Annotated in this window: 14 protein-coding genes; 6 read left to right on the plus strand and 8 right to left on the minus strand. The window is 39.5% G+C overall.

The window, feature by feature from the left end; genetic code table 11:
• The first annotated feature begins 373 nt into the window (after nt 1-373).
• The 5 genes from HPC41_RS22515 (at nt 374) to HPC41_RS22535 (ending at nt 9013) form a co-directional block, all read left to right on the plus strand.
• Nucleotides 374-3358, plus strand: coding sequence for a SusC/RagA family TonB-linked outer membrane protein (locus HPC41_RS22515; RefSeq protein WP_172396321.1), 2985 nt, complete (start codon nt 374-376; stop codon nt 3356-3358).
• 10 nt (nt 3359-3368) lie between these two features.
• The gene (locus HPC41_RS22520; protein WP_172396322.1) at nt 3369-5003 is read left to right on the plus strand and encodes a RagB/SusD family nutrient uptake outer membrane protein; all 1635 of its coding nucleotides are present in this window, start codon (nt 3369-3371) and stop codon (nt 5001-5003) included.
• 163 nt (nt 5004-5166) lie between these two features.
• Complete coding sequence (der, locus tag HPC41_RS22525; protein ID WP_172396323.1) at nt 5167-6468, plus strand: ribosome biogenesis GTPase Der; 1302 nt, start codon at nt 5167-5169, stop codon at nt 6466-6468.
• A 21-nt stretch (nt 6469-6489) separates the two neighbouring features.
• Nucleotides 6490-7956, plus strand: coding sequence for a cysteine--tRNA ligase (gene cysS, locus HPC41_RS22530; protein ID WP_172396324.1), 1467 nt, complete (start codon nt 6490-6492; stop codon nt 7954-7956).
• A 172-nt stretch (nt 7957-8128) separates the two neighbouring features.
• Nucleotides 8129-9013 carry a DUF4440 domain-containing protein gene (locus tag HPC41_RS22535; protein WP_172396325.1) on the plus strand — a complete coding sequence of 295 codons (885 nt, stop codon included), beginning with the start codon at nt 8129-8131 and terminating at the stop codon, nt 9011-9013.
• A gap of 75 nt (nt 9014-9088) precedes the next feature.
• Here the strand turns inward: HPC41_RS22535 and HPC41_RS22540 are convergent, their stop codons facing one another.
• On the minus strand, nt 9089-10438 hold the full coding sequence (locus HPC41_RS22540) for a peptidylprolyl isomerase (RefSeq protein WP_172396326.1): 1350 nt from the start codon (nt 10436-10438) through the stop codon (nt 9089-9091).
• 484 nt (nt 10439-10922) lie between these two features.
• On the opposite strand from HPC41_RS22540, the gene HPC41_RS22545 reads away from it, so the two are divergent.
• Nucleotides 10923-12014 carry a lactonase family protein gene (locus HPC41_RS22545; RefSeq protein WP_172396327.1) on the plus strand — a complete coding sequence of 364 codons (1092 nt, stop codon included), beginning with the start codon at nt 10923-10925 and terminating at the stop codon, nt 12012-12014.
• 133 nt (nt 12015-12147) lie between these two features.
• Here the strand turns inward: HPC41_RS22545 and mnhG are convergent, their stop codons facing one another.
• The 7 genes from mnhG to HPC41_RS22580 form a co-directional block, all read right to left on the minus strand.
• Nucleotides 12148-12501, minus strand: coding sequence for a monovalent cation/H(+) antiporter subunit G (mnhG, locus tag HPC41_RS22550; RefSeq protein ID WP_246250972.1), 354 nt, complete (start codon nt 12499-12501; stop codon nt 12148-12150).
• Nucleotides 12491-12766 (minus strand): monovalent cation/H+ antiporter complex subunit F, encoded by a 276-nt coding sequence (locus HPC41_RS22555; protein ID WP_172396328.1) that lies wholly within the window; start codon nt 12764-12766, stop codon nt 12491-12493. Before HPC41_RS22555 ends, mnhG begins: the two co-directional genes overlap by 11 nt.
• Nucleotides 12763-13239: a Na+/H+ antiporter subunit E gene (locus HPC41_RS22560; RefSeq protein WP_108634981.1), complete on the minus strand. Its 477-nt coding sequence runs from the start codon at nt 13237-13239 to the stop codon at nt 12763-12765. Before HPC41_RS22560 ends, HPC41_RS22555 begins: the two co-directional genes overlap by 4 nt.
• A 1-nt stretch (nt 13240) precedes the next feature.
• Entirely contained in the window at nt 13241-14749 is a 1509-nt protein-coding gene (locus HPC41_RS22565) for a proton-conducting transporter transmembrane domain-containing protein (RefSeq protein WP_172396329.1), read from the minus strand.
• Nucleotides 14746-15102 (minus strand): Na+/H+ antiporter subunit C, encoded by a 357-nt coding sequence (locus tag HPC41_RS22570; protein WP_104383872.1) that lies wholly within the window; start codon nt 15100-15102, stop codon nt 14746-14748. Before HPC41_RS22570 ends, HPC41_RS22565 begins: the two co-directional genes overlap by 4 nt.
• Nucleotides 15102-15521, minus strand: a complete 420-nt coding sequence (locus tag HPC41_RS22575) for a Na+/H+ antiporter subunit B (RefSeq protein WP_172396330.1) — start codon at nt 15519-15521, stop codon at nt 15102-15104. Before HPC41_RS22575 ends, HPC41_RS22570 begins: the two co-directional genes overlap by 1 nt.
• Before the next feature lie 104 nt (nt 15522-15625).
• Nucleotides 15626-17935, minus strand: a complete 2310-nt coding sequence (locus HPC41_RS22580) for a putative monovalent cation/H+ antiporter subunit A (protein ID WP_172396331.1) — start codon at nt 17933-17935, stop codon at nt 15626-15628.
• Between the last annotated feature and the right edge of the window lie 74 nt (nt 17936-18009).

The raw sequence follows: 18009 nt of genomic DNA on the forward strand, positions 1-18009 counted from the left end.
CGAAGGTCACTAGTTCGAGTCTGGTCCCCGCTACTAAAAGAGAAAGCCGAGGTGAAAACCTTGGCTTTTTTGTTTTTATACTCCTCCAACTGTAAAAGTTCTTTTCAGATAAAAAACGAAATAGATAGTATAGCATTTCTTATCAACTCAAAATAAGAATCGCCCCACTGCAATATAAATTTTTCAGAACTGTCTTGAGATGAAAGATTTTTGTTGCAACTGTGTGTTTATGCAATCGTTTGTTCAAATGGCGCAATCGATTTCGTTGTCCTCAAATTTTGATATACTCATATCTTCTTCTAGTTTTAGCATCATGTACCTAAATTTTGATTAGTACGCTAATCAATTTTTAAACTCTAACTATCAAAATATTATGATTTCAAAGATTCTTGGCAATCACAAGTTGAGTCTGTTATCATTAGCTCTACTTATTGCAAGTAACTCGGCTGATGCTAATAGCTTTAAATTTCCAGATCACACCGTTTTGTTGAATAACGCGTTTTTTCAACAGAAGGTGAGTGGAAAAGTGCAATCGGCAGAAGGGCCGTTAACGGGGGCGACAATTAATGTCAAAGGTACTTCAAGATCTACATCTGCGGGAGCGGATGGTAGTTTTAGCATAGAAGCTAAAAATGGGGATGTTTTGGTAATCAATAGTATTGGTTACAAAACGAAGGAAGTTACAGTAGCAGGTTCTGTTGTCAATATTACTCTTGAGACCAACGATGAATCACTAGAAGAAGTCGTGGTAACAGGTTATTCGCGTCAAAAGAAAACTGAAGTTTCAGCTTCGGTAGTTTCTATTGATCAAAAAACATTAAAAGATGTTAAATCGCCTAATGTGTCTACTTTATTGCAAAGTAAAATTGCGGGCGTAGATGTTGTTTCTGGCTCAGGAAGACCTGGATCAAATGCAAACATCCGTGTTAGAGGAAGGAATTCCATCAATTCCAATATCAGCCCGTTGTGGGTTGTGGATGGTGTAATCATGCACGGTACACCGAATATAAATCCAAATGATATTGAAACAGTATCAGTTCTTAAAGATGCTGCTGCAACGACACAATACGGTTCCAGAGGAGCTAGTGGGGTTATCGTTGTCACGACAAAACGGGCATTGAAGCCTGGAGAGCATTTATTTTCTTTCAATTTATCTTCGGGAATTTCAAAATTTAATCCAGGTAAATTTAAAGTAATGGATTCCCAGCAAATGTGGGATCTATATCAGTCTTTCAATAATCAAAATGCAATCCCTAATAGTATAAACTCAGATGTTTTGAATACGGATTTTGATTGGCTGGAAAATGGTACTCAAAATGGCGGAATTAACGACTTCAGTGCAAACTATCTTGGTAAGACTGAAGAAACATCTATTTATGCGAGCGGCAATTATTATGATGAAAAGGGATCTGTAAAAGGGTATGATTATAATAGACTTACGGGAAGACTAAATATTGAGCATAAGCTAACAAAGAATCTTACATTTAAACCAAAGATTAACGCATCCTATACAAGTTATGAGGATCGTCAGCACTCGTTGTATGACATGTACCTTAATATGCCTTGGGATACACCTTTTTATAGCGATGGCTCCTTGAAAAATACAAAGGTTGATGATGTACTTTGGTACGGTAGGGATAATAATAATTACCTATATGATCTTCAATACAATTATGGAGAAGGCCAAACATTTGATGTGCAATCCAATTTGGATTTTTCATTAAAAATTTCGGATAGATTTACATTTGAATCTATGAATAGTTTGACATATTATAATCAAACTACCATGTCATATACTGATCCAAAATCAAATTCGGGACTAGAAAATAAAGGTTCTGTATCTCAATTTTCAGATAAACGTATTACTCGCTTTTTTAATCAAATGTTGAAGTATAATGAACGCTTTGGTAAACACGAAGTCTCTGCATTAGCTGCATATGAATATTCGGACTATGTATATACGAGTGTAGGTGCGGCGGGTAAGGGTATATCTGGAGGATCCCAAATAGTTGATAATGCAGCTAACTTTTTATCTCAATCTGGTACAAAAAATGATTATGCATTTCAATCAGGTCTTATCCAATTAAATTATAAATATGACGAACGTTATAATTTTCAAGGATCTTATCGTATAGATGGAGCATCCCGTTTTGGCGCAAATAATCGCTATGGTGGTTTCTTTGCTTTGAGTGGAGCTTGGAATATTTATAAAGAGGATTTCTTTAACGTAGATCAGATTAATCTCTTACGATTGAGAGCTTCTTATGGTGAAGTTGGTAATACGCCTACTTCTCTCTATGCTTCATATTCGCTTTATGGGTTAAATGGACAGTATAATGGTGAGCCTGCTGCCATCCCTAGTCAATACAATAACAAAAATGTTAGTTGGGAGAAATCTAGAGATGTCAATTTAGGATTGGAATTAGGACTATTTAATCGAATAGACTTAACTGTAGATGCATATAATAAAAATACCGATGGTCTCCTCTCTTATGTTAGATTCCCTGCTACAGCTGGATGGGATGGTTATTGGTACAATATCGGATCTATCAATAACAAAGGTCTTGAGTTAGCGATTAATGCACGAGTACTGGATCCAGAGAGTCCATTGCAATGGAACGTGGGAGCTAATTGGGCAACCAATAAAAATAGAGTAAAAAGCCTTAAAGATGGTATTGATGTGCCTGCCGGTAACAAGCGCTATTCAGAAGGTCGGGATATAGACTCATGGTATATGCGTAAATGGACCGGTGTTAGTGAAGAAAATGGTGCTCCTTTATGGGAAGTTGTAGATGCCGAAACTGGCGCAGTTTCCACTACGTCGAACTACAATAAAGCAACGCTACAATTTGTCGGCACTTCTACCCCTAAATATCAAGGCGGTATAAACACAAGCTTTTTGTATAAAGGGATTTCCTTGACTGCTACATTTTCTTATTTACATGGGGCATATACTTACAATATGGGTCGAGAGTTATTTGATTCGGATGGCGCTTATCCTTCATATAATCAGATGGTCTTATCAGACGACTGGTCAAGGTGGTCGCCAACTAATACAATTGCTACACATCCGGTGGCTTCCTATAATAATAATAGCGGTTCCAATAAAACGTCTTCGAGATATTTGGAAGATGCATCCTTTTTTAGGTTGAGAAATGTAACGTTGGCTTATGATTTCAAGCCGCAATTATTAAGCAAACTGAAGTTGAAGAGTGTAAACGTTTTTGTAGCAGCGGACAATTTGTGGTTATCTACAAAGTTTACAGGACTTGATCCTGAAGCAGCTTTATTTGGTGATGCAACTTCACAATATCCATCGCCTAAACGTGTAATAGCTGGTGTTAACTTTACATTCTAAATTAAATCACATGAAAAACAAACTTTTATATTCATCAATTATATTTTTTTTATTGAGTTCATGCTCACTTAACAAGGAGCCCTATACTGACTTGACAAACGAGTCAATAGAAAATACAGAAGGTGCGATCGATGCCTTGAATTTGGGGAATTACCATACTTTAAAGAGCTGGGTGGAAAATTGGCATCGTGTTACTGAATATCCTACAGATGAAGTTGCATTGAGCGGTACTACTACTGATGCCTTTTTCTATAATTACAATTACAACCGGATCGTTAATAATGGTCGGGTAAATAGTTACTGGGAGAATTCATATAAAATTATTGCTGGAACGAATAATATTTTAGGGCAAATAGAAGAAGGAAGCTCGGATAAAAATGATCAGATTATCGCTGAAAATCTTTATTTAAGAAGTTTAATGTATTTCTATCTGACGAATGTTTTTGGCCGTCCGTATAATCAAAATCCTGATGCTAATTTGGCGGTTCCACTTAAACTTAATGCAGATCCTTTCGAAGTATTGCCGCGCAATACTGTTAAAGAAGTGTATCAGCAAATTGTTTCTGATCTGCTGAAAGCAGAAACTCTTTTTAAATCTTATAAAGGAAATATATATGCGAGTTTATATTCTACTCAAGCTTTATTGGCACGGGTATATTTATTTATGGGAGAAAACGATAAAGCCGCAAATTACGCTGATAAGGTAATTAATTCTGGCAAATTTACACTGTTGTCAAGAGAAAAGTATACAGATATAGCAAAGGCAGCTCCCGAAAATAATTCAGAGACTATTTTTGCTATCAAGTTTCTTAAAGACGTTGATTATACCGACAATGGCTGGTATACAATTGGTTCCATGTATGCAACGATAAATGGTGCAGGATGGGGCGAAATGTATGCTTCGAGATCCTATTTGGAAGAAGTGCGTAAATATCCTGAAGATATTCGTTATAGTTTTGTTGAACCAGTAGTGGCTAAGGCAAATGAATTGCATGCTTATTATGTTGATGATAATTATAAATATAATAGCGTAATTGTACAGCAGAATGGTTCGGATTATACCTATATGGCTGGTGATAATAAAACAACTTTAATCAAAGAGTCTAACGGAGCGGGGGCATTTCAATATTATATCGAAATCGGAAATAAAAAGAGGTCGGTATTGATTGACAAGAAATTGGAAGATCGAAATGGTTATTTGAAATATTTTATTCTTAAATGTTCTGGACAGGAAGGACAAGGTCACCTTTGGTCTCCAGTGATATCCCGGCTAGCAGAAATATATTTGATTCGTGCAGAAGCTAACGCGAAACTGGGACGTACTCAACAATCGTTAGACGATGTAAATGTCATTCGAAAAAGAGCGGGAATTCCGAATGCAGGATTATGGACCACAGCGAATATTGGTACGAAAACCGCTCTTGATATCGTATTGTCAGAACGTAAGCTTGAACTAGCTTGGGAAGGGCACCGTAAGTTTGATGTGTTCAGGAATGGATTTACTTTAGATCGAAAATATCCAGGAACACATATCGCAAATTCAAATTCTTTCTTGACAGTAGATGCCAAATCAAACGAAATCATTGATTATATACCAGAACAGCAGATCACATTAACACATGGTATTTTGAAGCAAAATCCGTAATTATATTTGCGATAACATAAAAATGGCTTTACTTCACGGTAAAGCCATTTTTGTTTTTGTGTCGCTATAATCCCTTTTGAATCCGTATCTTTGTACCCTTAACTATAATTTTAGCATAAAAGTGCCTCCTGCTGTGATAGTGGGGGGATCAAATAAAATAAATATGGCAAATATTGTTGCAATTGTTGGTCGTCCAAATGTTGGTAAATCTACCTTATTCAATCGTCTTACCGAAAGTAGAAAAGCGATTGTTGATGACTTTAGCGGAGTGACGCGCGACCGTCATTATGAGACAGCCGAGTGGATCGGAAAGAAATTTACAGTCATTGATACAGGAGGCTTTGTGCATGGCTCGGATGACGTCTTCGAAGAAGCAATCCGTGATCAGGTGTATATCGCTATTGAAGAAGCATCCGTTGTGATATTCATGGTGGATGTTACAACCGGAATAACTGATTTAGATGATGAAATTGCTGATATCCTCCGAAGAAGTTCAAAACCTGTATATGTGGTGGCCAATAAAGTCGATCACGCAAAATTGCATCATGATTCGGCCGAATTTTATGCCTTTGGTTTAGGCGAAGTGTTTAATATTTCTTCTGCTACGGGTTCGGGTACCGGAGAATTATTGGATGCTGTTGTATCCCATTTTGAAGAAGAGCAGGAAGAAGATGAAGCCCTGCCTAAATATACCATTGTTGGCCGACCAAATGTGGGTAAATCCTCGCTTACAAATGCATTGATCGGTAAAGACCGTAATATTGTAACGCCTATGGCGGGTACGACACGGGATTCTATCCGTATTCATTATAATCAATATGGACATAATTTCCTGTTGATTGATACCGCTGGTCTTCGTCGTAAATCAAAAGTAAATGAAGATATTGAATTCTATTCGGTTATGCGTACCATCAAAGCCCTAGAGGATTCTGATGTGACGATTTTGATGCTGGATGCGCAGGATGGCCTAGAGGCTCAAGATGTGAATATCTTCAACTTGGCGGAGAAGAACCGTAAAGGTATTGTGATCGTGGTTAACAAATGGGATTTGATCGAGAAGGATAATAAGACCATGAAAGCCTTCGAAGATCGTATCAGGGAGAAAATTGCCCCATTCACGGATGTGCCGATTATCTTTACCTCTGTAACCGAAAAGCAGCGTGTTCTCAAAGTATTGGAAACGGCTGATAAGGTTTACGCCAACAGAACAAAAAAGATCCCGACGTCAAAGCTGAATGAAGTGATGTTGAATATTATCGAGAGTTATCCGCCACCATCCTTAAAAGGAAAGTATATCAAAATCAAATATGTGACGCAATTACCGGGAAGAACACCAATGTTTGCCTTCTTCTGTAATTTGCCACAATACATCAAAGATCCTTATAAACGCTTTATTGAAAATAAACTGCGCGAGCACTTTGACTTTACAGGCGTGCCTATTCAAATATACTTCAGACAAAAATAGATTTCCAAGCAGAGAACAAACATGGACCATAATCTCTTTTTATACAATACGCTTTCGCGAACAAAGGAAAAATTCGACCCTATACATCCCAATCTTGTTGGGATGTATGTATGTGGGCCTACTGTCTACAGTGACGTACACTTGGGCAATTGTCGAACTTTCGTTTCTTTTGATTTGATTTTTAGATATCTACGCCATTTGGGGTATAAAGTACGTTATGTACGGAATATTACAGATGCCGGGCATTTGGAGGGCGACCGTGATGAAGGAGATGATAAATTTGCAAAAAAGGCTAAATTGGAACAATTGGAGCCCATGGAAATTGTACAGAAATATACCATTGGTTTTCACGATGTGTTGCGCCTGTTCAATACCTTACCGCCGAGCATCGAGCCTACGGCAACAGGTCATATTTGCGAACAGATCGAAATGATCGAACAGATCATAGCCAATGGTTATGCTTACGAGACAAACGGCACGGTCTATTTTGACGTTGAAAAATACGTGCAGCAGTATGATTACACTGTATTGACCAATCGTAAATTGGAAGATATGTTGAATAATACCCGTGAGTTGAGCGGTCAGGATGAAAAAAAAGGACGTTTGGATTTTGCACTGTGGATCAAAGCCAAACCCGAAACAATTATGCGCTGGCCAGCACCTTGGAGTGTAGGGTTCCCAGGATGGCATATCGAATGTTCGGCAATGAGCAGAAAATATTTGGGTGATCAATTTGATATTCACGGCGGTGGGATGGATTTGGCGGCTACACACCATACCAACGAAATTGCGCAGTCCGAGGCATGTAACCATACCGCGCCGGCCAAATATTGGATGCATACCAATATGTTGACCGTAAATGGTGCTCGTATGTCAAAATCTGCTGGCAATGGCTTTTTGCCGGGCGAACTGTTCACCGGTAACCATCCCTTACTAAATAGGGGATATTCACCGATGGCTGTTCGTTTCTTTATGCTGCAGGCACATTATCGAAGCACATTGGATTTTTCCAATGAAGCCCTTGATGCTGCGGATAAAGGATATAAACGCTTGATGAGCGCTATTGGACTGTTGGATAAACTAAAGGTTTCAAAGGCTGCTGATTCATTCAATCTGGCTGAAATTCGCAATAAATGTTATGCCGCCATGGATGATGATTTCAATAGCCCTGTACTTATTGCTGAACTGTTTGAGCTGGTTCGGATCATTAATTCCATCTATGACGGCAAAGCAAAGGTGTCCGAAGAAGGACTGGAAAATCTAAAAGTTTTCATGAAAGAATTTGTCGAAGACATCCTTGGACTGCGAAATGATCAAGCTTCCGGAACAGATGATATTGATGATGTCATGAATTTAGTGATCAGATTACGTAACGAAGCTAAGGCAAATAAAGATTTTGTCACTTCGGATCGTATCCGTGATGAGCTCAATGCAATTGGTATCCAGCTGAAAGATAGTAAAGAAGGAACACTTTGGAATAAGATTTGATAGATAAAAAATCAAATTAAAAAAAGAGGAAAGAAAATGGAGTATTCATCGTTTAAAAGTCTAAATACTGGTAAAATCAAAGAATATTTCCTTTCGCCTTTAAAAGAAAAACCGAGTGTAACGAGTTCATTTGAAACGATAAAAATGAACTTTGATAAATAATCATTTGCATATGAATTTTTGGAACAGGTTATCCGTTGTAGCATTGTTGAGTACAATGGGTACGACATTGTACGCACAGATACCCGAAAAAGTAGGAAGCTTATTACAGGCAGATAAAGACGCTGCGGCATTAGCGAAAGCTTCTACTCCGCATCAGGCGTTTTTATCTATTATCGACAAAGAATCCACATTTTATGTTCCTTCGCCGGTAAATGCATACAATTACCTCAATAATAGACCCAATATCCCAGATGTCCTAAATTGGCAGCCTACTTTTGCTCTTGTAGCCAAAAGCCTTGAGTTCGGTGTAACTTCTGGTTCTATGGACTTTCAGAAAGTCGGCGCCAGATTGCGTCACGGTGAGTACCTGACCGTTTGGAAACGCAACAAGAAGGGGAAATGGCTGGTCGATATCCGTGCCGAAGTGGAAAACAACGGTAATGACGGTGTGTTTGATCTGGAATATATCGAGCCCACTGATTCCTGGTATCTGAAGCACCGCTCCAAGGTGCGGTTAAATCAGCGGGAAGATATTGTCTTTGAAACAGACAAACTGATGTCTACTGTCCTAAAAGCGGACAATCCAACGGCATATAAGGAGTTTCTGAGTGAAGACGTACGTTTTCTATTTCCCTGGACCAGTCCATTAGAAGGAAAGGACAAAATGATGGCCTATTTGAAGAAACAACGTATGACTATTGAAACTGTCCCAGAAGAAGTAAAACGTTCGTATAGCGGAGATTTTGCCTATACAAAAGGAACCGCAACCGTACGGCAAAAGGATAAAGTCGTTAAATATAATTATATCCGCGTATGGCAATTAAGCGAGTTGGCAAAAGATGATGTGAAGAAGGCCAATTGGAACATCCTAATAGAAATGATGTTTGAGAAATAGGTTATAGCATTTATCATAAACAAAAAAAGACTTGAATATATCAAGTCTTTTTTTGTTTATGGTAAGAAGAAGTTCTTATTGCTTTTTCCATTTCTGTAATTCTTCACAAGCACCAAAGTCATCGCTGATATCAATGAAGGTGTTCTTGGCTTTATCGTCAAACCATTTGCTTAGATTACGGCGTACTTTATCTTCTTTTGCAGCATCTTTGATCTTGGTGAAATCCTGATCCAGATTTGCTTTATGCGGTGGGATACGTGTTTTAAGGTAGTTAAAACGGTAACCTACGTCTCCAGTTTTATCTGTGAATTGTTCCGGTTTGGAGTATTCTCCAGGTTTTAAAGGGTCAATGGCCGTAAATACCGCCTTTTCCAGTCCATCCATAGGGATTAAAGTTGTACGGCTAGATCCTTGTGGATTTAAAACCATACCACCATTAAATTTAGTTTCTTCGGCATCCGAATTATTGGTCGCAGCATGGTAAAAATCTAATTTCTTCTCGACAACCAATTTGTAGATACTATCCAACTTGTTTTTGGTCCGCTCCAAAGCAGCAGCACCGGGATTCATTTTCATCAGAATATGGCGGGTATGCACCTCTTCACCTCTTCTTTCCAATACCTGAATAATGTGAAAACCAAATTTCGATTCAACAATAGGTGATATTTCTCCCGGCTTTAGTTTAAATGCCATTGCTGAGAACTCTTTAACATAATTGTCGCGCGTACCGAAGCCAAGGTCTCCACCATAAGGAGCCGAACCCGGATCCTGTGAATAGAGGCGGGCCATCGTTCCGAAATCTGAGCCATCAACAATCTGCTTGCGGATCCCTTCGATCTTCTCGCGTTGTTCTTTTTTCTCTTCGTCTGTCAATTGAGGCAGCATAACAATTTCGCCGATCTCAACTTCAGTATTGAAATAAGGCAGGCTATCTTGATCCAATCCTTCAAAATAGCGTTTTACTTCAAGTGGCGTTACATCCACTTTTTGAACGATATTTTGTTGCATCTTATTTGCTTTCAACTGCTCGAAAACACTTGCCCGCATTTCCTCTTTATATTGTAACAAAGAACGGTTCAGGAATTTTTCCAGCCGTTCCTGGCCACCAGCCTGTTGGGACATATGGCGCAAGCGAGAATTTAAGTTGTCATCCACTTCTGTTTCTGTCACATCGATGGAGTCAATTACTGCCTGTTGGGAAAGGAGTTTCTGAATGATCAGTTGCTCAAGTACACCGCATTTAAACTTCTCATTTGGTTTATTCCCTTGGGCAAGCCATTGTGAATATTGCATGTCCAGATCGGATTGTAGGATAATTCCCGAACCAACAGTAGCTACTACACGGTCAATAATTTGATTTTGTGCAAAGCTGGCTTGAATGGATACAAACAGCAACAAAAACAATATATATATGTTTTTTTTCATCTAAATAATATATTTCTAAATGCTGATGAAGCGATCATGAACAGCCTTAAATCATGTATTATGCATACTGACCAGTATCACGATGGATTCATCTAAATCACTAATTGTGAATGTGTATCGTCAGGATTATACGTGACTTTACAGCACTCGGTTGTTTATTAAATTCTAAAATCGAAATAATCTTTCGATTCTGTCGTTCAATAGATACTATTTTGAACAACAGCACAAAATTATCAGATTATATGAATTATTCGTATTTTTATTTAACAATATTTTTATAATCCCAATATTTCAAATGGAGATTTTCGACTTGTTAAAATTGATTCGCTAAAAATACGGATTTGACTATTAGAAAGGGCGGTTTTAACCTAATTTAACAAGTTTATCTTTGATTGTAATGACATCGGAACGTATCTTGTTTTTTTGCATAAAATAGCAGTGAATGGGAGATCCGATCATTTTATTTTTTATAAATTGTATACACATGAAAAAAGTTTTTATTTATCTGATTACACTTCTGCCTATGGTAAGTTTTGCCCAACAGATTCCGATGTTTGTGGGAACCTACACCAACAACACCGAGAGCAAAGGTATCTATATCTATAATTTCGACACAACGACCGGCGAGGCCACCTTGGTTAGCACCCAAGAAAGTAAGGATCCTTCCTTTCTGGCTCGGAATGATAATTTTATCTATGCGGTCAATGAACTTCCGAATCAGGAGGGAACTGTGTCTGCCTATTCCTTTAAAGATGGACAGTTGACCTTTTTGAATTCGCTCCCTACCGGAGGCGAGTCGCCTTGCTTTGTCGAAGTACATCCAAAAGGTAATTTGCTCGCTGTTGCAAATTATACTGGCGGATCGGCAGCGCTATTTGATCTTGAATCAAATGGTGTCTTAAGTAAAAGAAGCAGGTTGATCCAACATGAAGGCAAAGGTGTTGATCCTGTCCGTCAGGAGAAACCCCACGTACATTCCACCTTTTTCTCAAGTAAAGGCGATCGATTATATGTGCAAGATCTAGGGATGGATCAAATTTCTGTATTTCCGGTTAATAAAAATGGGAATAGCTATAATCTCGCCGAAGAATCAGAAGATTTCTTCACACCAGCGGGTGGGGGACCCCGTCATATTGTTTTTGATAAAAAGGAAAAATTTCTATATGCCGTGTTGGAAATGACAGGACAAATTGCGGCCTATAAAAAAGAGGGAAATGACTGGATGTACCAAAGTACCTATGAAATCAATCCGGAGGGTTTTAGTGGGAAAAATGGCGGGGCAGATATTAAGGTTTCTGCCGATGGAAAATTTTTATATGCGACCAATCGGGGCGACGCAAATACAATAGCAACTTTTTCCGTGGAAAAAGACGGCGCATTAAATAAACTGGCCAATACTCCGGTAAAGGGAAAAGGACCACGGAATTTTAATCTTTCTCCCGACGGGAAATACCTCCTCGTGGCAAATCAATATACCAATAATATTGTTTTATTTAGTCGTGATCCAAAGACCGGTTTATTGACGGATACAGAGAAAGAAATCAAAGTACCAGCCCCGGTCTGTATTGTATTTTAGCCTTCGGACGTACAGCGGAGGATCATTCGTGAATAGGATTACTACAATTAAGGCATCAAAACTAAATTTTGATGCCTTAATCTTAAAAAACACTTGCAGATCCTTATGCACAGTCGCGTCTAGCTAACAACGACTAGAAATCTTCTTTTCTGCAATCCAATTGTCCCTCTTTTTCCAGATCGTTTAAGGTTGTTCCTTTCCATGTTTTTACACGCTGTATATAAGCAGCCCGTCCGATCATATGTGCTGCGACCGGTGCGGTCAAAATTAGAAAAAAGCCAATGGCGATTGCTTTGGTCGTTACAGATACTTCGGGGAAAGTCATCGCAGCGCAGATCAATAAAAGACCCACCCCTAAGGTTGCTGCTTTTACAGTCACAGAAAGCCGTAAATAGAAATCTGGCATACGTAATATGCCGATTGAGGCGAATAATATGGCCAGCGCCCCGATAGTGCTTAAAATGGCTAAAGTAATATCAGTCATCATGGTTTTGTTTTTCTAAGTAAAATGAAAAAGCTATAGTTCCTAAAAAGGCGATTAGTGCCAAAATCATGGCAATATCTAAAAATACTTCCTGGGAAGTACGTATACTATAGACTGTAATAATTCCAATTCCAATTGTGATAATGAGATCCAGGGCAATGACCCGGTCAAAGATCTGTGGACCTTTGTACAAACGGATAAAAGCCAGTATGACCGATAAGGTTAATATCGGTAGGATGACATAATCGAAGTAGCTGTTTAAAGTCATCGTAAGAGTTCTAAAAGTCTTCGTTCAACATTGTTTTTAAGTGTGGAGACAAATTGCTCTTTGCTCTTCATGTACATCACATGGATAAAAAGCGTTTTCTTATCTTCACTTACATCCAAAATAAGTGTGCCCGGTGTGAGTGATATAAACGTTGAAAGCAAATTGATCTCCAGATCAGTTTTGGCATCCATAGGATACTTGACGATGGCCGGTTTAATAAAAAACTTGGGTGTAATGACATCGTAAGCAACCTGAACGTTGGCGACGATCATTTCCCAGAGAAAAAAAAGAATAAAACTGACTGTTTTTGGAACGCGATAGAAATAACGTTGATCCGCCTCATTCTTATTCATGATCCAAAGAATGGCAAAGCCAAGTAAAAAACCGAACAGGAAATTTGAATAATACATTGATCCTGTCAGTGCCACCCAAATAAAGGAGAGCATGAGGTTCATTAAAAACTGCTTTATCATATCAATTCTGTCCTCCTAATACAGCATTTATATAAGGTGAAGTGTCCAATAGTTGCGTAGCGATCCGATCTGCAACCTGTATAATAGCTTCGGCGTTAAATCCGATGTAAAGCGATGCTGATGCCAATATAATCCCAGGCAGGAGCAGCATTGTTTTTCTGTAGCCGATCATTCTGGCAAATTTGTCTTCGATGATCTCCGGTTGTGGGGCATCCTTCCAAAAGACCTGCGCCCACATTTTGGCAATTACATAGAGCGTAATAAAACTACCCATGATCAGTGCTCCAGCAAAAGCATATTTCTCCAATTGAAAGGCATCTTTAAAAAGATAGATTTTGGGCCAGAATCCGGATAAAGGTGGAATACCTACCAAGGAGAAAAGCACCACAGCGAAAAGTAAGGAAATCTTTGGATATTGTGCATAAAGACCACCCAATTTATTCATATCCATGGTACCCCGGAGCTGTCGAATGACACCTGCCATTAAGAACAAGTTCGTTTTTACCATGATATCGTGAATAAGATAAAAAATAGCGCCCAACAGCGCCCATTTGCTGTATAAACCTAAACCGCCTATCATAAAACCAATATGGCAAACAATCAGGTAGGAGAATAACCTCCGGATATTTGTCTTGATCAAAGCACCAAAAGCGCCAGTTAAAATCGTGAGTATGGCCAATATGACCAACAATTCTTTGGTGAAATGGTTTGGGATAAACAATAAAGAAAATACCCTGAACAAAGCATAAATTCCCACTTTCGTCAATAGTCCGCCGAAGGTCGCGGCAACAGCCGAGGGTGGTGTATGATAGGAAGAGGGGAGCCAAAAATAAAGCGGAAAAACAGCAGATTTGATACCAAAACCGATCAGGAAAAAAGTAGCCGTAATTTCGACGAGTGCCTGATTTTGTATCTTGGGTATACGCATGGCCAAGTCAGCCATATTGAGTGAACCCGAGATCCCGTATAAGATCCCGATGCCTGTCAAAAAGAATGTAGAAGCCAATATATTCATGGCCATATATTTTACTGCACCTTCCAATTGTGATTTACGTCCACCCAGCGTCATCAGCACAAAGGAAGAGATGATAATAACCTCAAACCAGACGTAGAGATTAAAAATATCACCTGTTAAAAATGCTCCATTTAACCCCATCATGAGGAAATGGAAAATAGGGAAATAGCCGTATAAAATACGTTGCCTGCCGACGCCGACACAGGAAAAGATAGAGACGGCAAGACCTGCGATAGAAGTCAGGAGAACAAGTGTACTACTGAATAGATCCGCAACAAAGACGATTCCAAAAGGAGCCTTCCAATTGGCCGCATTCATAGTTAGGATTTCGCCGTCATAGACCTTGAAAAAAAGCTTAAACGCAAGAATAAGTGCTAAAATACTTCCACCTACGCTCAAAAAACGCTGCGCAGTCGATTTCCGCCAGAACATCAGTTGTACAATGGCAATAAAAAGGTGCACGATCACCGTGGCAATAATCTGGTTGTCTATCATATATCTTCTTCCTCAGGCGTGTTTAAATCATCCAGATCATCCGTGCCCAGCAATGCGTAAACACGTTTAAGCAGTACAATAGCAAACGAAGTCAAGCCAAAACTGATCACGATTGCAGTTAAAATAAGCGCTTGCGGAATAGGATCCGCATAGATGTCCGTAAATACTTTTAAATCAGGGTCAATAATGGGCGGCTTACCCTTGATAATATTACCCAACAGAAAGATCAAAATATTGGTGCCATTACCCAATAACATAATCCCCAACAGCAATTTCACCATGCTGCGTCGCAAGATGAGGTATATTCCAGCGGCATATAGAATACCGATCAATAAAACGAGAATCAGTTCCATTATTCCTCTTCCGTATTTAAAGCAATTGTAAATAAAATAGTTAATACTACACCGATGACCACAAAGTATACACCGAGATCAAAAAATAATGCGGTGCCGATCATACCGATGACGGGGATCTTTTCCTCCAGCCACAGTCCGGTCATGACAGGGTAACCAAAAAAAGTGGGTAAAAACATGCTCACCGCAGCGATTCCCAAACCGATGGGAATTAAGGACAAGGGCTTATATTGAATGAGCTTCATGGTGTTTTGAGGGCCAAAGGCAAAGCTATGCAATACAAAAGCGATTGATGCCACCAAGCCGCCCACAAATCCCCCTCCGGGATAATAATGCCCTCGGAGCAGGAGAAATACCGAAAATAATAAAAGTATCGGTAAGAGATATCGCGTTGCTGTCTGTAATATTGTGCTATTCATTTAGTATTGAGTAGTGAGATCCGAGTATTGAGATTTTGGTTGTACAAGCCTGCGGCTTGTCAACTGACTCTCTTTTTTATTTTCTAATTTTAACCTTTTTATTTTCACTCTTTATCAGATGATTTCAAACGTAATTTCAATAAGCTGTAGACTCCTAGTGCGGCAATGCTCAGTACCACAATTTCAAACATGGTATCAAAGCCTCTAAAATCCACAAGCAGTACATTGACAACATTCTTTCCTTTAGCTAATACATAAGCATAGTCGCCATAGAAGTCACTGATATCGGTGGTGGTGGGTTCATGTAACACCCGTAAAGCTACCATAGAGAGCAGAATACCAAATATGATGGCGACAGCTGCATCCCGAATGATGGTACGCCGGTTTGCCAAATTTAGGAAAGACGGTAATTTGAAAAGGACTAGTACAAAAAGAACCACCGTTAGCGTATCGATCGTAAACTGGGTCATTGCTAAATCTGGTGCACTATAGAACACAAAGATTAGACAGATCGCATAGCCCACAACACTTGTTGCGACCACTGCGGTCAACCTTGATGAAGTTCTGATCGTCAATACAATGGCGCCGACTAAGATACATACTGTGGTTACCTCATAAAAACTCACCGGAGACAAGGTGTCCCATTTGATATGTAATGGACCGCCTAGGTAGAGCTGATAGCCAATCAATAGTTCTGCAAATAGAATGATCTTTAATAAATAGGAGCGCAGGTAGCCGTTGTGCATCTTTGCGGTAAAAAAGGCCGAAAATAATTCAATTTCCCGGGCACATACATTGAGGATATATGCTGGAGAGATTTTTTCAAAAGTAGTAATCCAGGCAAGTTTCTTGTGACTAGGAGTGTTGGAAATAAATACAAGCGTTCCAACAACAATGGTTATGGTGCTCAGTAAAAGTATCAGGTTAAAACCATGCCATATTTTTAGATGGAATACCTCCTGTTGCGCAAGGATACTGTTTGCGGTTGGACCAGCAATCCAGTTGCCCACGAAACCAGGAATGCAACCAAAGATCACTCCCAGTATTGCCAACAGCAACGGTGGGATCCACATGGATTTATAAGGTAAATGGATATGGTCAAACTGTTCAGGTAATTTGCCCATAAAGGGTTTGATTCCAGCCATAAATCCAGCCGATACCAGCAGTATGTTTGTTGCTACGGCAGCTATTGTCAAGTAGAGGAATACGTTAGGGGCAGCATGTAAAGTAGCCTCATAGATCAGGTCCTTTCCAATAAATCCAAAGGTCAAGGGCACGCCTGCACTGGAGAGAGCCGCAAGGAAGCCAGCAATAGCTACAGGCATCAGGACTTTGCGTAAGCCCTGTAGAACCGTGAGGTCCCTTGTCCCGGTTTCATGGTCTATAATACCAGTAATTAAGAATAGAGCTGCCTTATATAGCGCATGCACTAGAATAAAAACACTTGCAGCGATGACAGCTTCCTTAGACCCAAGCCCAAGTAAGAAAACCAAGATTCCCAGTGCGGATATTGTCGAATAGGCCAGCACCCCCTTAAGATCAGTTCTGAAAAGCGAGTGAAATGCTGCGTAGAGCATGGTAATACCACCGATGATCATAAGCGAATACATCCAGATCGGATTTCCGCCCAAGATTGGCGAGAAGCGGGCCAGCAAATATATCCCTGCTTTCACCATGGTTGCAGAGTGAAGGTAAGCTGATACCGGTGTTGGGGCCTTCATTGCCCCCGGCAGCCAAAAATGGAAGGGAAACTGTGCCGATTTTGTAATGGCACCGAGCGCGACCAGTCCAAAAATAAGCGGGAAAAGTGGATGCTGTTGAATCAAAGAAACCTTGTCGACAAGTTCGCTGATATTATACGTGCCGGCGATATTGCCCATTAATACAAAACCGGCAAGCAGAAAGAATCCGCCAAGACCTGTAATGGATAGTGCAGTCATTGCACTTTTTCTGGAATCCTCCTGATCGTTGTTGAAGCCGATCAGAAAAAACGAACTAATGGAAGTTAGTTCCCAAAAGATAAAAAGGAGCAGCATGTTGTCGGACAGTACCAGACCCAACATGGCAGACATAAACAAACAGAGGTAGCCAAAAAATCGATCAATGTACCGATGTCCCTTAAGATAGGCATTCGCGTAGAAGAATATACACGCTCCTATTCCAGTTATTAGCAAGGCGAAAAGCAGGGAGAGCCCGTCCAATTTAAAATCCAGATTGATACCCAGTGATGGCACCCATGTTGTGGATTGGACAAAATAAGATCCCTGGCCGATGGGTATCACAAATTTTGTAAAATACAGAAATAGGAGTACCGGTAAGAATGCGAGAATAAAACCCCATTTGGTTTTTAGGAATCGACCAAATGGAACAATAAGGCTCGATGTTATTAATCCTGATAGAACAGTAAATAGCATTTAGTCTTTGTTTTAATTTTTATTGGAGTATTTGTTTTTCAATAAGAACCTTCGAAATTTTATTGCTGTTGATA

Origin of the sequence: Sphingobacterium prati (genome assembly GCF_013167215.1) — a bacterium.
In the GTDB taxonomy this organism is placed as follows: Bacteria; Bacteroidota; Bacteroidia; order Sphingobacteriales; family Sphingobacteriaceae; genus Sphingobacterium; species Sphingobacterium prati.

What these genes read in the sequence shown, in the direction of transcription:
- HPC41_RS22515 (WP_172396321.1), top strand. Translation starts at nt 374, where the DNA reads ATGATTTCAAAGATTCTTGGCAATCACAAGTTGAGTCTGTTATCATTA.
- HPC41_RS22520 (WP_172396322.1), top strand. Translation starts at nt 3,369, where the DNA reads ATGAAAAACAAACTTTTATATTCATCAATTATATTTTTTTTATTGAGT.
- der (WP_172396323.1), top strand. Translation starts at nt 5,167, where the DNA reads ATGGCAAATATTGTTGCAATTGTTGGTCGTCCAAATGTTGGTAAATCT.
- cysS (WP_172396324.1), top strand. Translation starts at nt 6,490, where the DNA reads ATGGACCATAATCTCTTTTTATACAATACGCTTTCGCGAACAAAGGAA.
- HPC41_RS22535 (WP_172396325.1), top strand. Translation starts at nt 8,129, where the DNA reads ATGAATTTTTGGAACAGGTTATCCGTTGTAGCATTGTTGAGTACAATG.
- HPC41_RS22540 (WP_172396326.1), bottom strand. Translation starts at nt 10,438, where the DNA reads ATGAAAAAAAACATATATATATTGTTTTTGTTGCTGTTTGTATCCATT.
- HPC41_RS22545 (WP_172396327.1), top strand. Translation starts at nt 10,923, where the DNA reads ATGAAAAAAGTTTTTATTTATCTGATTACACTTCTGCCTATGGTAAGT.
- mnhG (WP_246250972.1), bottom strand. Translation starts at nt 12,501, where the DNA reads ATGATGACTGATATTACTTTAGCCATTTTAAGCACTATCGGGGCGCTG.
- HPC41_RS22555 (WP_172396328.1), bottom strand. Translation starts at nt 12,766, where the DNA reads ATGACTTTAAACAGCTACTTCGATTATGTCATCCTACCGATATTAACC.
- HPC41_RS22560 (WP_108634981.1), bottom strand. Translation starts at nt 13,239, where the DNA reads ATGATAAAGCAGTTTTTAATGAACCTCATGCTCTCCTTTATTTGGGTG.
- HPC41_RS22565 (WP_172396329.1), bottom strand. Translation starts at nt 14,749, where the DNA reads ATGATAGACAACCAGATTATTGCCACGGTGATCGTGCACCTTTTTATT.
- HPC41_RS22570 (WP_104383872.1), bottom strand. Translation starts at nt 15,102, where the DNA reads ATGGAACTGATTCTCGTTTTATTGATCGGTATTCTATATGCCGCTGGA.
- HPC41_RS22575 (WP_172396330.1), bottom strand. Translation starts at nt 15,521, where the DNA reads ATGAATAGCACAATATTACAGACAGCAACGCGATATCTCTTACCGATA.
- HPC41_RS22580 (WP_172396331.1), bottom strand. Translation starts at nt 17,935, where the DNA reads ATGCTATTTACTGTTCTATCAGGATTAATAACATCGAGCCTTATTGTT.